Origin of the sequence: Streptomyces sp. NPDC048172, assembly GCF_043202595.1 — a bacterium.
GTDB lineage: Bacteria > Actinomycetota > Actinomycetes > Streptomycetales > Streptomycetaceae > Streptomyces.
On record NZ_JBIDAT010000003.1, the window covers coordinates 290,372 to 305,399 of the forward strand.

Sequence of the window (15,028 nt, forward strand, 5' to 3'; positions counted from 1 at the left end):
TCCGCGAGGGAGAGCCCGATGTCCCCGAACGACCAGTCCAGGCCCGCGGAACCGGGAGTCGCCGAGGCGAACGAGGCGGTGCGGCGGCGGTTCCCGTTCGAGGACACCCGGGACCTGGACGACGCCCGGCGCGGCTTCATGGGCACCACCTCCGACGGCGCGATCCACAGCGCCGACGGCCGCGTGGTGTGGGATCTGGAGGCGTACGGATTCCTGGCGGGGGAGTGCCCGGACACGGCGAATCCGAGCCTGTGGCGGCAGAGCCGGATGGCGGCGGACCACGGCCTGTTCGAGGTGGTCGAGGGCATCTACCAGGTGCGCGGCTTCGACCTGTCGAACATGACGCTGGTCGAGGGGGAGCGCGGCGTGTTCGTGATCGACCCGCTGATCTCCGCCGAGACCGCCGCCGCGGCCCTCGCCCTCTACCGGGCCCACCGCGGGGACCGGCCGGTCACCGGCGTGCTCTACACCCACAGCCACGTCGACCACTTCGGCGGCGTCAGGGGCGTCGTCACCGAGGACGAGGTCGCCGCGGGCGTCCCCGTGCTCGCGCCGGAGGGCTTCCTCGACCACGCCGTCAGCGAGAACGTCTACGCCGGTACGGCCATGGCGCGCCGCGCCGCGTACATGTACGGGGCCGCGCTGCCCAAGGGCGGGCGCGGCCAGATCGGCACCGGGCTGGGCCAGACCACCTCGACCGGCGCGGTCGGCCTGATCCCGCCGACGCTCGACGTCACCCGCACCGGGCAGGAGGAGACCGTCGACGGCATCCGGATGGTCTTCCAGCTCACACCCGGCACCGAGGCCCCGGCGGAGCTGAACATCCACTTCCCCGCCCACGCGGCGCTCTGCATGGCGGAGAACGCGACCCACAACCTCCACAATCTGCTGACCCTGCGCGGCGCCGAGGTCCGCGACCCCCGCGTCTGGGCCCGCTACCTCACCGAGGCCGTCACGCTCTTCGGCGCGGACTCCGACCTCGCCTTCGCCTCGCACCACTGGCCCGTGTGGGGCCGCGAGCGGGTGCTGGCCTTCCTCTCCGAGCAGCGCGACCTGTACGCGTATCTGCACGACCAGACGCTGCGCCTGCTCAACCAGGGGCTCACCCCGCTGGAGATCGCCGAGCGGGTGGAGATGCCCCCGGCCCTGGAGCGGGCCTGGCACACCCACGGCTACTACGGCTCCGTCAGCCACAACACCAAGGCCGTGTACCAGCGGTACATGGGCTGGTTCGACGGCAACCCCGCGCACCTGTGGGAGCACCCGCCCGTCGAGGCCGCCGAGCGGTACGTGACGTACATGGGCGGGGCCGAGGAGGTCCTGCGCCGCGCCCGCGACTCCTACGCCGAGGGCGACTTCCGCTGGGTGGTCCAGGTCGTCCACCACGTCCTGTTCGCCGACCCGGGCAACGCCGAGGCGCGCACACTCCAGGCGGACGCGCTGGAGCAGCTCGGATACGGCTGCGAGAACGGGCCCTGGCGGAACTTCTACCTCACCGGGGCGCTGGAGCTGCGCCAGGGCCCGGTCGGCACGCCCACCGCCACCGCCTCCCCGGACTTCCTGGGCGCCCTGACGGTCGAGCAGCTGTGCGACGCGCTGGCCGTACGGGTGGACGGGCCGCGGAGCTGGCACGCCGACCTCACGGTCCGCTGGAACCTCCCGGACGGCGAGCCCCTCACCCTCCGCCTCTTCAACGGCGTCCTCACCCACCTCACCGGCACCGGCCCCGCCGTGGCGCCGCCGGACGTCGAGATCACCGGGGGCGAGGCGGACCTCCGCGCCGTCCTTCTCGGCGCCCTGCCGCCCGTCGGACTGGCGGCGAGGGAGGGCGTCACGGTCTCCGGGGACCTCGGGAAGTTCACCACGCTCCTGGGCCACCTCTCCGAACCGGACCCGGGCTTCGCGATCGTCACGCCCTGACGCCGCGAACGCCCCTGTCGGGGACGGCAGTTCCCTCTGCTATGTTCTGCCGCATGTTCCTCTTCCGTGCATAGGAGTCAGCGCCGCCCACGCCCGCCGGGCGTGGCATCCCGCTGCCCCTGCACGCGCGTGCGCCGCCGGTCCGCCGGTTCCGGTGCCGCTTCTTTCCCGGGAACACATTCATGTCCTCGCCCCTTGCCACGGCTCCGTCGTACGCGGCCGTGCTCCGCACCCCCTCCGCCTGCCGTACGTTCGGCGCCGCCCTGCTGGGCCGCCTCTCGTACGGCATGGTCCCGCTGTCGCTGATCCTGGCGGCCAATGACATCACCGGCTCGTACGCGACAGCGGGCAGCGTGATGGCCGCGTTCGGTATCACGGCCGTCCTGCTCTCGCCCGTACGCGCGGGGCTGATCGACCGTCACGGGCCGCGCCGGGCGCTGCCGCCGATGGCCGCCGGGTACGCGGCGCTGCTGGCGGTGCTGGCCCTCGCGACCCGGCGTACCGGCGGTCCCGCTGGCCCTCCTCGCCGGGGCCGCGGGGGCCTTCGCCCCGCCGCTCGGTCCCGTGATGCGCTCGCTGTGGACGGCGCTGGTCCCCGACCGCGACCTGCTCCGGCGCGCGTACAGCCTCGACGGGGTCGCCGAGGAGCTGCTCCTCGTGACCGGACCGCTCCTGGTGGGGCTGCTGGTGAAGACCGCCTCGCCCGCCACGGGCCTCGCCGTGGCCGCCGCTCTCGTGCTGACCGGGGCGCTGGCCCTGGTCACGTCCCCGGTGGCGCGCGAGCCGCGGGGCCGCCGGGCGGCGGGGAACGGCGGTGCTCCGGAGTCCCCTTCCCCCGCGGCGTCCGGGCGGTCCGGGCGGTCCGGGCTCGGTGCGGCCGTCACCGTCGCCGCGGGCGTCGGGACGAGCCTCGGGGCGCTGGAGCTGCTCGTGATCGCCTTCGCCGACGCGCACCACGCCTCCGGCACGGTGCCCTGGGCCCTGGCGGCGCTCTCCGCGGGCAGCGCGGTCGGCGGTCTGGCCCACGGCGCCGTCCCGTGGCGCGCGCCGACCGGGAACCGGCTCCCGTGGCTGGCCGCCGGGCTCGGGCTCGTACTGGCATGCGCCGGGCTCGCGCCCCACCCGTACGTCCTCATCGCCGGGACCGCCGCGGCCGGGCTCTTCGTCGCCCCGGCGATCACGACGGCGTATCTGCTCGCCGACGAGTCCGCGGCGCCGGAGGCCCGTACGCGAGCGGGGGCGTGGGTCAACACCGCCCTCAACGCCGGGTCCTCCCTGGCGACCGCCGCGGTCGGCCACGCGGTGGGCCAGCTGCCGCTGACGCTCTGCTTCGCCCTGGCCGCCGGTCCCCCGGTGCTGGCCGCGTCGGCGGCCCTCGTCGTGCCGCGGCGCGGTGCGGGAATTGCCCCGGCCTGAATTCTCGGTTTCCCTGGCGTTGAACTCCTCCGGCGGAGCGTCCCCGGATCAGAGTGAGCGATCGATGGAGAGAGCCGCACCATGCAGTTGCGCGATATCGAGATATTCCTGACCTTGGCGGAGGAACTGCACTTCGGGCACACCGCGGAGAGGCTGGGCATCGCGCAGGCGTCCGTCAGCCAGTCCATCGCCAAGCAGGAACGGAGCATCGGCGCGCTGCTCTTCGAGCGCACCAGCCGCACGGTGCGGCTCACCGATGTGGGCCGTCAGCTCCGCGACGACCTCACGCCGATCCCCGGAGCGCTGCGGCGCAGCCTGGACCGTGCGACCCGGGCGGCGCGCGGCGGCTCCGCCGTGCTGCGGGTGGGAATGATCGGGGAGAACGCCCACGATCTCCTCCCCTTCTGGGAGGCGTTCCGCGCGCGCCATCCCCAGTGGCGGCTGCAGGTCCGGCTCAGCCCGTTCGTTCAGCCCTTCGAGTCGCTGCGCCGGGGCGACCTCGACGTACTCGTCGCGTGGCTGCCCGTGGAGGAGCCCGATCTGAGCGTCGGGCCGGTCATCTGCACCGAGCCCATGGTCGCGATGGTGTCCGCGCGGCACGCGCTCGTGGACGAGAAGGCCGTGTCGATGGAGACGTTCGGCGATCACGGGCTGTTCGGGGCGGGCACCGCGCAGCCCGCGTACTGGGAGGACGCCTACAGCCCGTTCGCGACGCCCTCGGGGCGGCCCATCGAGCGCGTGCACACCGTCGCCGCCTGCGAGGAGGTGCCCACGATCGTGGCCACGTCCGACGCCATCGACCTCACCAGCGCCCACGCGGCCCGCTACTCGGCACGGCCCGACATCGCGTATCTCCCGGTCACCGACTCCCATACGCTCCGGTGGGGCCTGGTCTGGCGCTCCGACGCGGAGTCGGAGCCCGTCCGTGCCCTCGCCCAAGTGGTCCGCGACCTGGGGGTTCTCGCGCTGTGAGGTGGCCGGTGCGGCACCGGATGTGCCGCACAGGCCACCTTCGGGGCGCCTCCGGTCAGGGTCAGCCGGTGACGCCGTTCAGCAGCGGCAGGTACCCGTCACGGTGCCCGGCCTTGTTGGGGTGGTACGACTCGTCCAGATCGCTCCACTCCAGGCTCGTCACCCAGGTGTCGTTGTCGGAGCAGATGGTGTGCGGATCGAAGGACTCGCGCGGGTCGACGTAGGTGAACCCGGCCTTCTTGGCCTGCTCGGACGTCACCGCGGCCAGGGTGTCGGCGGCCGAGTTGAGCGCCTCCCGCTCGGCGTCGCTGAGGCCGAGGATGCCGCAGCTCCCGCCGATCGTGTACAGCCGCGGATAGCCCATCACCACGACCTTGGCGTTCGGTGCCTTGGCCCGCATCGCCGCGTACGTGTTGGCGAGCGCGCCGGGCAGCTGGCTGGTGGCAGCGGCCTTGGCGGCGTCGACCCCGGCGAGGCAGTCCTTGTCGTCGGCCGTCAGGATGCAGTTCTTCAGCACCTCGACGAAGCCGACGTCGTTGCCGCCGACCTGGACCGTCGCCAGCGTGGTGTCCGCCGTGAGCTGCGGGACCTGCTGGCTCTGCACCTCCGCGGTGGTCGCGCCGGAGCACGAGGCCTCCACGAAGGCGTACGAGGAGTGCTGCTGCGCCCAGAGGCGGGAGTACGTCGACGGGCCGCGGCGGCACGGGTCGTCGGGGTTGTCGTACTCGCCCGTGCCCGGGGCCACGGCGTACGAGTCGCCGAGCGCCACGTACTTGCCGGCGGCCTTCGGCTCCCCGCCGTCGGCGGCGTTCGCGCCGGGTGCGGCGGTGAACGCGAGGCAGACGGAGGCGAGCGCGAGGGAGAGGGACGTGAGGGATCTTCGCGTGCGTAAGGCCCGTGACGAGCGCATACCTGACTCCTGGTGAGGTGGGGGTGGGGAGGAGAGGGCTGTCGATGCGCGTAGACCCGCGGGCGCGCGCATCGACAGCCCCTTCCGGGGTGAAATTCGGGGGAGGGGCTCAGCCCTGGACTTCGGAGATCATCGCGCGGGCCGTGCCCTCGGCCTGGTCGTACCGCTCGGGGTACGCGGAGCGCTGGACGCTCTGGGCGAGCTCACCCGCGGTGTAGCCGGGGTTGTTGGCGTCGTTCGGGATGGCCTGGTCCAGGAACGCGTTGGTGGCGTGGACCGGGTCCATGCACTGCTCCGGGGTGCCCCAGCCCTGGCTCGGGCGCTGCTGGAAGACCCCGAGCGAGTCGCGGTCGCCGCAGTTCAGGTTGTTCATGTGGGACTCCACCCAGCCCGCCTCGAACGCGGCGAGCAGCACCTTCTCGGTGACGCCGCGCTCGGTCGCGATGCGGTGGACGGTCTGGGTGATGCTGAGGTCGCGGTCCGGCGGGACGGCGCAGCGGGAGTCGAGGATCTCGGCGTTGGCGCGGTGCCGGGAGTCGTCGGGGCTTCCCGCGGTGGCGCTGTTCGCGAACGCCGTACCGGCCGTCACGTTGCCCGCGAGCAGCACACCGGCGACCACGCCGATCGCCGTGCGGGTGACTGTCTTGCGGGAGCGGGATCTCGGACTTCTCGGCTCTCTCGGCAGGCTCGACACAGGAACATCTCCTTCCAGCTCCCGCCTCAGACCACTGAGACGGGGCCAAGTGGGGGGTGGGGCGTGTCAATTCAGCGGACCGTAATGGAGCTGACATGTACGCGTCAATGACCCGGTGGGTACGGGATCTCGGAAACCCGGCCCGACGAGGTGTTCCCGTAATCCGCATTCGCCGACGGGAGGTCCAGGTATTCACGCCGTACGCCCGCCATGCAAGACCGCGTGGGTGAATTCCCGGCATGGTGCGGCGCACCAGAGCGGGAACCCCGGGAGTGGGTCTCCGGTCCATACCTCTGAAGGCCGCGAGTGCTTAACCTCCGCGCGTCGGCACTCATGACTCCGGAGGCAGTTGATGCGCCTATCCCACGGCTCCGCCCCGCATTTCGGGAAAGCGGGCCCGTTCGCCGTTCTCGCCCTGGCGGCCCTCGCCCTCGCCCCGTCCGCCGCCACCGCCGTACCCCCGGAACGGGCTGCTCCGGGGCAGCGCGCCCCGGCCGGAGACCGCTGCCCGGACCGGGCGCGGGTGCCGGGCGCCGAACGCCAGCGCGTGGCCTGCCTCGACGAGCTGACCACGGCGGGGACGGTCGCCTCCGGGCACACCGATCCCGCCGACTGGGAGGGGCTGACGCCCAGGGACCAGCCCGTACCCAGGGGAGTTCCCGGCGTCCAGATCGACGGCTACTTCCCTGACACTTCCACGACCAATGGCAGTCACGGCTGGAACCACGACGCCCAGTTCGTCATCAGGCTGCCGGAGCGCTGGAACGGCGGCCTGGTCGTGGCCGGTACGCCCGGCAACCGCGAGCAGTACGCCAACGACCGCGCCCTCGCCGACGACGCGCTGGCCAAGGGATTCGCCTACGCCGCCACGGACAAGGGCAACACGGGCCCCGCCTTCCACCGCGACGGGAAGGCCCCCGGGGACGCCGTCGCGGAGTGGAACCGGCGCCTGACCCAGCTCACCCGGGCGGCCCGCGCCACGGTCGCCCGGCACTACCACCGGGCGCCGTCCCGCACGCTGGCGGCGGGCCTGTCCAACGGCGGCTACCTGGTGCGATGGCAGCTGGAGAACCACCCCGAGCTGTACGACGGGGGAGTGGACTGGGAGGGCGCGCTGTGGCGTTCCGACGGCCCCACGCAGCTCGACTTCCTGCCGCGGGCGCTGCGCCACTACCCCGTGCACGCCGCGGGAGGCGCGGGTGCCGGGCGGGCCCGGGCGGCGCTGCACGCCGCCGGCTTCCCGGCGGGCTCGGAGTTCCTCTGGCCGTACCACCACCGGGTCTACTGGGACCTCACGCAGCGGATCTACCGGGAGGAGTTCGACCCCGGCTTCGACGGGGAGACGGAGGCGGGGACCCCGTACTGCGCCCCGGGCACCCCGGCCTGCGACGCCGACTACGCGTACGCGGCCCGTCCTGAGCAGGTCAGGAAGGCCGTCGCGAAGGTCGCGCTCACCGGGCGGATCGGCAAGCCGTTGATCACGCTGCACGGGACGCTCGACGTCCTGCTGCCGATCAGCCGGGACTCGGACGTCTACGCGAGCATGGTGCGCGAGAACGGCCGCGGGCGGCTGCACCGCTACTACCGCGTCGAGGGCGGCACCCACACCGACTCCCTCTTCGACACCTTCCCGGAACGGCTCAGGCCGCTGGCGCCCTGCTACCGCGACGCCTTCGCCGCGCTGGACCGCTGGGTCACCTCCGACCGGCGTCCGCCCGCGTCCCGTACGGTCGCGCGGCCCGCCGGGGCGGACTCGGCGTACCTGGTGGACAACTGCCCTCTCGGTAGCAGGAACCGGTCGGAATGGTGAAGCGAAATTAATCGTTCCGCTACCTTGGCGTGAGCTATGAATGCGCATTCATGTGGACCATGAATGCGCATTCATGTGCGCATGTACTCCGGGTGATTTCGGAAATTTTGTTGCGATCTTGATAATCCCTGTTGTGACCGGGTCGAGTTCCGTCGAGAGTGCCGCGATCCGGGTGGAACCGGGCAATCCAAGACGCGAGTTCAACTTCCTGTTGAGGGGGTCGTGTCAACAGCCGTACTCCGTAGTACGATCGCCGCGACTCGCCCTGGAACGCCTTACCCCCCACCCTTGAGGCGCTTGATTCATGGCAGCTCACTCCCTTTTCCCGTGCCCGCGTCCGGTCGCGCCCCCGCCTGTGCGCATATCGCGAAGAGAGCGGCTGCCGTCGTTTATTGGACATTCAACTTCTCGCGCCTCCATGTCCTCTGGAGTGTTCACATGCGTATGCCTCACGCCGGTACGGACGGGGGTGCGTCCGCGATGACGGAACTCGTCCTCGCGGTGCACCCGTTCGGCGTCGCGTCGGCACGGTTCACCGCGGCCGCCTCCCGCGCGGGCGGCCTGGGAGTCCTCGATCTCACCGCCGGCGGACGGGCGGCCCGCGAGCAACTGGCCCTGGCCGCCGAGTGGTCGCGCTCCGGTTTCGGCCTGCGGCTCGCCGACGCCGACGCCTACGGCGTCCGAGCGGGCGACCTCCCCACCCGCGCCCACACCGTCGTGCTCGCCGCCGGTGCTTCGGCGAGCGCCGCCGACTTCCCCGGCCGACGCGTCCTCGCCGAGGTGACCAGCGCCGACGAGGCCCGCGCCGCCGTCGCCGCCGGGGCCCACGGGCTGATCGCCCGGGGCCATGAAGCGGGCGGCCGGTGCGGTGAGCTGAGCACCTTCGTGCTGCTGCAGCGGCTGCTCGCCGACGAGGCCTGCGCCGGGACCGGGACCGGGACCGGGGCCGGGGCCGAGGCGCTGCCCGTATGGGCCTGCGGCGGCATCGGCCCGCACACCGCGGCCGCCGCCGTCGCCGGGGGAGCGGCCGGAGTGGTGCTGGACACCCAGACCGCGCTGCTCGCCGAGGCCGAACTCCCCGCCGAGATCACCGGATCGCTCGCCGGGCTCGACGGCTCGGAGACCGTCGTCGCCGAAGGCCTGCGCGTCCTGCGGCGGCGCGTACCCGGTACGGCCACGCCCGCGGCCCCCCTGGAGATCGGCCAGGACGCGTTCCTCCCCGCCCGCTTCCAGCAGCGCTGGGGCACGGTCGGCGCGGCCGTACGCGGCGTGCGCGAGGCCGTCACCGGCGCGCTCGCCGCCGACGCGCCCGTGCTCGCCCCCGGCGGCGCGGGAAGCCGCGCCCTCGGCGCCGAACTCCCCGTCGCCCAGGGGCCGATGACGCGCGTGAGCGACCAGGCCGCGTTCGCCGCCGCCGTGGCCGCCGAGGGCGCCCACCCCTTCATCGCGCTCGCCCTCTCCGGCGCCGAGCAGACCCGCGCCGTGCTGGAGGAGACCCGGGAGCGGCTGGGCGACGCGCCTTGGGGCGTCGGCGTCCTCGGCTTCGCCGCCGAGGAGGTCAAGGCGGCGCAGCTGGAGGTCATCCGGGAGATCCGCCCCTCGCACGCAGTCATCGCCGGGGGCCGTCCCGCGCAGGCGGCGGCCCTGGAGGAGGCGGGGATCTCGACGTTCCTGCACGTGCCGTCCCCCGGGCTGCTGGGCCAGTTCCTGGAGGCGGGCGCGCGCAAGTTCGTCTTCGAGGGCTCCGAGTGCGGCGGCCACGTCGGGCCCCGCGCCAGCTTCCCGCTGTGGCAGGCACAGCTCGACGTGGTGGAGGACTTCCTCGCCGCGGGCGCCGACGCCGACGGGATCCAGCTCCTCTTCGCCGGAGGCGTGCACGACGCGCGGTCGGCCGCGATGGTCGGGGCCATGACCGCGCCGCTGGCCGCGCGCGGCGTCGCCGTCGGCGTCCTCATGGGCACCGCCTACCTCTTCACCGAGGAGGCCGTCGCCGCGGGCGCCGTACAGCCGCTCTTCCAGCGGCGGATGCTCGACGCCGGGACCACCGCGCTGCTGGAGACCGCGCCCGGCCACGCCACCCGCTGCGTGCCCAGCCCCTTCACCGACGAGTTCGCCGCCGTCAAGGCGGAGCTGCGCGCCGACGCCGTGCCCGACCGCGACGCGTGGGAGCGGCTGGAGCGGCTCAACGTCGGCAGGCTGCGGCTGGCCAGCAAGGGCATCGAACGCGTCGGTGACGCGCTCCGCGAGGTCGGCGAGGAACGCCAGCTCGCCGAGGGCATGTTCATGGCCGGACAGGTCGCCGTGCTGCGCTCCGAGACCACCACCGTCGCCGCGCTGCACGCCTCGGTCACCACCGGCGCCCGGGACTTCCTCGACGGCCGCAGGGCCGCGCTCGGCCTCGGCGAGGAGCCGCCCGCCGCCGCGCCCGAGCCGCTCGACATCGCCGTCGTCGGCATGGCCTGCGCGTTCCCCCAGGCACCCGACCTCGCGTCCTACTGGGGACACGTCCTCTCCGGCACCGACGCCGTCACCGAGGTGCCCGCCTCCCGCTGGGACCCCGCCGTCCACTACGCCGAGGACGGCGCGGGGGAGCGGACGCCCTCGCGCTGGGGCGGCTTCCTGCCCGAGATCCCCTTCGAACCGCTCGACTACGGCATCCCGCCCGCCTCCCTCCCCAGCGTCGAGCCCGTCCAGCTCCTCTCCCTCGAAGTCGCGCGCCGCGCCCTGGACGACGCCGGATACGGGGAGCGCCCGTTCGCCCGGGGCCGCGCCTCCGTGGTCTTCGGCGCCGAGGCGGGCAGCGACCTGTCGAACGCGATGACGCTCCGCACCGTCCTGCCCTCCTACCTCGGCCAGCTCCCGCCCGCGCTGGACGAGCAGCTCCCGCACCTCACCGAGGACTCCTTCCCCGGCATCCTCGCCAACGTCATCGCCGGGCGCATCGCCAACCGCCTCGACCTCGGCGGCGCCAACTACACCGTGGACGCCGCCTGCGCCTCCTCCCTCACCGCCGTCGACGTCGCCTGCAAGGAACTGACCGCGGGCACCAGCGACATGGTGCTGTGCGGCGGCGCCGACCTGCACAACGGCATCAACGACTACCTGCTCTTCGCCTCGGCCCACGCGCTCTCCCCCTCGGGACGCTCCGCGCCCTTCGACCGCTCGGGCGACGGCATCGCGCTCGGCGAAGGCGTCGCCTGCGTCGTCCTCAAGCGGCTCGCCGACGCCGAACGCGACGGCGACCGGATCTACGGCGTCATCAAGGGCGTCGGCAGTTCCAGCGACGGCCGCGCCCTCGGCCTCACCGCGCCCCGCGCCGAGGGTCAGCGCCGGGCGCTCACCCGCGCGTACCGCAACGCCGGGATCTCCCCGGCCGAGGTCGGCGTCGTCGAGGCCCACGGCACCGGAACCGTCGTCGGCGACCGCACCGAACTGGGCGCCCTCACCGAGGTGTTCAGCGAGGCCGGGGCCGAGTCCGGCGGCTGCGCGCTCGGCTCGGTGAAGTCCCAGATCGGCCACACCAAGTGCGCGGCGGGCCTCGCCGGGCTGATCAAGACCACGCTCGCCCTCCACCACGGCGTCAAGCCGCCCACGCTGCACCTGCGGCAGCCCAACCCCGCCTGGGACGAGCAGACCAGCCCCTTCGCGTTCCACACCCGGGCCCGCCCCTGGACCGCGCCGCCCGCCGAACGCGTCGCCGGGGTCAGCGCCTTCGGCTTCGGCGGCACTAACTTCCACGTCGTGCTGCGCGCGTACGACGACGGGGCTCCGCCCGCGCACGGCCGCGACGCGTGGCCCACCGAGCTGTTCACCTTCCGCGGCGCGGACCACGAGGCCGCGGCCAAGGCCGTCCGGGACCTCCTCGCACTGGCCGAGGCGGACGGATCGGCGTTCCGCCCGCCTCGGCTGCGGGACCTCGCGCTGGCCGCCTCCCGCCGCGCCGACCAGGCGGCCGTACGGGGTCTGCCCACCCGTATCGCCGTCCTGGCCTCCTCGGTGCCGGAGCTGACGGCGGCGCTGCGCCGGGCGGCGGAGGGCGAGCACGCCCCGGACGACGGGATCCACCTCGCCGACAGCACCGCCGAACCCGGCGAGGTCGCCTTCCTCTTCCCCGGGCAGGGCAGCCAGCGACCCGGCATGCTCGCCGAACTGTTCGTCGCCTTCCCCGAGCTGCAGCGCTATCTGCGCCTCGACCGCACCGCCGCGGGTGCCCTCTTCCCGCCCGCCGCCTTCGACGAGGCCGGACGGCGCGGCCAGGCCGACCGCGTCACCGACACCCGCGTCGCCCAGCCCGCGCTCGGCATCACCGGACTCGCCGTCCACCACCTGCTCGGCCGCGTCAACGTCCGCCCCGCGATGGCCGCCGGGCACAGCTACGGCGAACTCGCCGCGCTCGCCGCCGCCGACGTCTTCGGCCCCGAGGAACTGCTCTGGTCCAGCCGGGCACGCGCCGAGTCCGTCCTCGCCGCCACCGCTTCCGACGGCCCCGGCACCGACGACCCCGGCACCATGGCCGCGGTCACCGCGCCGGGACCCGAGGTGACCGCCGCGCTGGAGGAGGCGGGCTGCGCCGGTTCCGTCGTCGTCGCCAACCACAACTCGCCCCGCCAGACCGTGATCTCCGGCCCCACCGAGGACGTCGAAAAGGCCGTCGAACGGCTGCGGGCCCAGGGCCTGGAGGCCAAACGGATACCCGTGGCCTGCGCGTTCCACAGCCCCCTGGTCGCCGCCGCGGGCGACACCTTCGCCGCGACGCTCGCCACGGTGCCGCTGCGGGCCCCGGCGCTCCCGGTCTGGTCCAACCGCACCGCGGCGCGGTATCCCTCGGAGCCCGAGGCGATACGCGCCGAACTGGCCGCGCAGATCGGCTCGCCGGTCCGCTTCGTCGAACAGATCGAGGCCATGTACGAGGCGGGCGCGCGGACCTTCGTCGAGGCGGGCCCCGGCGCGGTGCTCACCCGGCAGGTCGCCGAGATCCTCGGCGAACGCCCGCACCGCACGGTCACCCTGGAGGCCCGGGCCCGCACAGGGCTCTCCGGCTTCCTCGCCGCGCTGGCCGAACTCGCCGTCTCCGGAGCCGACGTACGCACCGGCTGGCTCTTCCAGGGCCGCGACGCGGCCGACGCCGCGCACGCCCCCCGCCGCAGGCGCGCGGGCTGGACCGTCGACGGCCACCTCGTCCGTACCGCCGACGGCGCCATCCCCGCCACCGCCCTGCACCCCGCCCAGCGCATCCCGGAGGCCCCAGTGACCACCCCTGCCGGAACCAACGGACACCCGAGCCCCGGGGGTGAGGCCCTCATCAGCGAATTCCTGCGCACCAGCAGGGAGATGCTCGCCGCCCAGCGCGACGTCCTGCTCGGCTACCTCGGCACCGAACCCGGCGTCCGGCCCGCCGCGGTGCCGATGGAGCACACGATGCGCGAGCTGACGGCCACAGCCACGGCCACGGCGACGGTCGCGGAGGCCGAGCCCGCGCCTGTACCGGCCGCACCCGAGCCGGAGCCGGAGCAGCCCGGTGCCGAGCTGACCGGTGAAGCGGTCCTCGCGGCCGTACTGGAGGTGATCGGCGACCGTACCGGCTACCCCGCCGACATGATCGAACCCGATCTGGACCTGGAGGCCGACCTCAGCGTCGACTCCATCAAGCGCGCCGAGATCGCCGGACAGCTCGCCACTCGCCTCGGCCTCCCCACGACCGACGACGCCGGGATGGAGGAGCTGTCCAAGGCCCGTACGGCCGCGGGGCTCGCCGAACTCCTCCTCGCGGCACGGCAGGGCGAAGCACCGGGCACGGCTTCTGAGGCGCCGCCCGCCGACGCCGAGCCCGCCGACGCCGAGCCCGCCGCCGCCGAGCCCGTCGTCACCGCGCCCCAGCGGCTGGTCATGACCGAGTACGACCTCGCGCCCGCCGCCCCGGACGCCGGGGAGCTGAACGGGCGTACGTTCCTGATCCTCGGCGAGGGGCCGCTCGCCTCCTCCCTCACCGAGCGGCTCGGCGCGTACGGCGCCCGTGCCGTGACCGTCACCGGGATACCCGAGGGCGGGCGGTTCGACGGCCTGATCCACCTGGTCTCGCCCGACGGCGGCCCCGCGCCCGAGCCGGTGCTGCCCGGCGCCGTCCCCCTCTACCAGGCGGCGTTGGCCGCGGGACCGCGCTGGGTGCTGGCCGCCGGTGCCTCCGGCGGGCTGCGCGGATTCTTCCGCTCGCTGTCCCGGGAGTACCCGGAGACGACCCTCCGCGTCGTCGAACAGCCCGCCGGAACTGCCCCCTCCGACGCGGCCGAGGCCCTCGTGGGAGAGCTGGCCTCGGTCGACCGCGAGCCGGTCGTGCTGCGCGCGGGGGACTCCCGGCGGCGCGGGCTCCGGATGACCGAGACCGGCCTCGGGACCCTGGGCAGCGCCGGGGCCGGGCCCTCCGACGACGGCGCCGCCGAGGCCGCGGCGCTCGGCCTCGACCACGAGTCGGTGGTGCTCCTCGTGGGCGGCGCGCGCGGCATCACCGCGCGGTTCGCCACCGCGCTCGCCACGGCGGCCCGCTGCCGCCTCGAACTCTTCGGCCGTACCCCGATGCGTTCCGAGGAGGAGACGCCCGCACTCGCCGCCTCCACCGACGCCGAGCTGCGTGCCGCGCTGATCGCGGACGGGCACAGATCCCCGGCCTGGGTGGAGCGCACGGTCGCCAGGATCCAGTCCGAGCGCGAGGTCCGCGACACCGTACGGCGGCTGACCCGGCTGGGCAGCCGCGTGCGGTACCACTGTGTGGACGTGCTCGACGCGGAGGCCGTGCAGGGCGCCGTGAAGGACGTGCACGCCGAGCACGGCAGGCTCGACGGGATCGTGCACGCGGCGGGCGTGATCGAGGACAAGCTCTTCGCGGAGAAGTCCCCGGACTCCTTCCACCGGGTCTTCCGCACCAAGACCGAGGGCGCCAGGCATCTGCTCGACGCCGTGGGCTCTCTCGGGGAAGGGCCCCGGTTCGCGGTGCTGTTCGGCAGTATCGCGGCGACCATGGGCAATCGCGGCCAGACCGACTACGCCGCCGCCAACGACGCCCTCGAATCCCTCGGTGGGGAGTGGGCCGAGGCGGCTCCCGGCCGTCGCGGACTGACCGTCCACTGGGGCCCGTGGGCGCCCACCGGCACCAACGACGGGATGGTCACCCCCGAGCTGATGCGCAGCTACGCGGCGCGCGGCGTCCGCCTCATCGACCCGGAGGAGGGCACCATGAGCCTGCTGCGCGAACTGGCCTGGGGCCCGCGCGAGAGCACCTCCGTCGTCTACACCGCCTCGGGCTGGTGACCGC

6 protein-coding genes and 1 pseudogene are annotated in these 15,028 nt (G+C 74.0%); 5 read left to right on the forward strand and 2 right to left on the reverse strand.

Translation table 11 applies throughout. From position 1 onward, the window contains the following. Positions 1 to 18: 18 nt before the first annotated feature. From ACGF3A_RS14820 to ACGF3A_RS14830, 3 genes and pseudogenes are all read left to right on the forward strand, one after another. Complete coding sequence (locus ACGF3A_RS14820) at positions 19 to 1,920, forward strand: alkyl/aryl-sulfatase (protein WP_393729610.1); 1,902 nt, start codon at positions 19 to 21, stop codon at positions 1,918 to 1,920. 182 nt (positions 1,921 to 2,102) lie between these two features. Beyond that, positions 2,103 to 3,336, forward strand: a pseudogene (locus tag ACGF3A_RS14825) (MFS transporter). An 81-nt stretch (positions 3,337 to 3,417) separates the two neighbouring features. Then, the gene (locus ACGF3A_RS14830; protein ID WP_393729612.1) at positions 3,418 to 4,308 is read left to right on the forward strand and encodes a LysR substrate-binding domain-containing protein; all 891 of its coding nucleotides are present in this window, start codon (positions 3,418 to 3,420) and stop codon (positions 4,306 to 4,308) included. Between the two features lie 61 nt (positions 4,309 to 4,369). On the opposite strand, the gene ACGF3A_RS14835 is transcribed toward ACGF3A_RS14830, so the two are convergent. Then, positions 4,370 to 5,218 (reverse strand): SGNH/GDSL hydrolase family protein, encoded by an 849-nt coding sequence (locus ACGF3A_RS14835; RefSeq protein ID WP_393729614.1) that lies wholly within the window; start codon positions 5,216 to 5,218, stop codon positions 4,370 to 4,372. Between the two features lie 109 nt (positions 5,219 to 5,327). Then, the gene (locus ACGF3A_RS14840; RefSeq protein WP_393729616.1) at positions 5,328 to 5,912 is read right to left on the reverse strand and encodes a hypothetical protein; all 585 of its coding nucleotides are present in this window, start codon (positions 5,910 to 5,912) and stop codon (positions 5,328 to 5,330) included. Between the two features lie 352 nt (positions 5,913 to 6,264). Here ACGF3A_RS14840 and ACGF3A_RS14845 point away from each other — a divergent pair, with 352 nt between their 5' ends. Then, positions 6,265 to 7,722, forward strand: a complete 1,458-nt coding sequence (locus tag ACGF3A_RS14845) for a tannase/feruloyl esterase family alpha/beta hydrolase (protein WP_393729618.1) — start codon at positions 6,265 to 6,267, stop codon at positions 7,720 to 7,722. Positions 7,723 to 8,166: 444 nt separating this feature from the next. Continuing rightward, complete coding sequence (locus ACGF3A_RS14850; protein WP_393730676.1) at positions 8,167 to 15,024, forward strand: SDR family NAD(P)-dependent oxidoreductase; 6,858 nt, start codon at positions 8,167 to 8,169, stop codon at positions 15,022 to 15,024. Positions 15,025 to 15,028: the final 4 nt, after the last annotated feature.